The sequence below is a fragment of the Vibrio sp. 1401 genome (genome assembly GCF_033340295.1).
In genome coordinates this window covers 1-544 of sequence record NZ_JAWOWF010000740.1, presented here as the reverse complement: position 1 = coordinate 544, position 544 = coordinate 1, and the positions used below count along the sequence as shown (strand labels likewise).

At 47.1% G+C, this 544-nt stretch carries 1 protein-coding gene; it reads right to left on the bottom strand.

The annotated features are described in order from the left end of the window. Nucleotides 1-544: ABC transporter permease (locus tag R7Z77_RS27890; RefSeq protein WP_318137374.1), on the bottom strand; the 544-nt coding region annotated here is incomplete at both ends.

Here is a 544-nt window from a genome sequence, read left to right as displayed (position 1 = left end):
AATTTGTCGTGCGGGATCCAGAGCCGCAAACAGACTGGCCAAAAAAATCGCCAAAATGATCATTTGATATTCGTAAAACGAAACGCGAGGATAAAGCAGAGTATCGACGCCGTATGCACCTAAACCATCGGCCAGCCCTCCAAGCGACAATCCCGTCACACTGAGAAGCTTTATCATGGCAGCGCTGCCAAATAACCCTAAAGCACATCCCGTCAAACCAAGGAACATGGTTTCCAACGTGATCAAAATACGAATTTTGTGTTGCTGCATACCCACTGCCATCAGCACGCCGAATTCTCTGGTTCGTTCAAACACCGACATAAGCATGATATTGACGATGCCAAGCGTCATAGCCAACACGAACACCACCAGCATGACTTGGTTGGAGATATCCATCGAGCTCATCATAGTCGAAAGCAGGGGTTGAATTTCTAGCCATGTTCTTACCGTTAACGGCTTTCCTGAACCATCGTCGATCAAGGTTCGGGTAAACGACACGATATTTTGCAACACGTCATCATCATTGGCGTTGAGCAAAATTGCG